At 38.2% G+C, this 272-nt stretch carries 1 protein-coding gene; it reads right to left on the bottom strand.

What is annotated here, in order from left to right; all coding sequences use genetic code 11:
* Positions 1 to 86: 86 nt before the first annotated feature.
* Positions 87 to 272: cold shock domain-containing protein (locus ACVA58_RS28105; protein WP_446513523.1), on the bottom strand; the 186-nt coding region annotated here is incomplete at its 5' end.

Raw genomic sequence — 272 nt, 5'->3', positions numbered from 1 at the left:
GGCTAGTGCTTTTACCACACCAACTGTTATCGATTTAAAGCATAAAAAAACAGCCCTATAGTAAGGACTGTTTGAATAAGTTAAAATTACATTTTAACTACGTTTGCAGCTTGCTCGCCACGGTCGCCTTCAACGATGTCGAATTCAACTTTTTGGCCTTCTTCTAATGATTTGTATCCATCTTCAGCGATTGCTGAGAAGTGTACGAATACGTCGCTACCATCTTCTCTTTCGATGAAACCAAAACCTTTTTCTGCATTAAACCATTTAAC

Source organism: Photobacterium sp. DNB22_13_2, assembly GCF_052873915.1.
The sequence above is the reverse complement of the archived record's forward strand: the minus strand, read 5'-3'. Positions and strand labels throughout refer to the sequence as shown.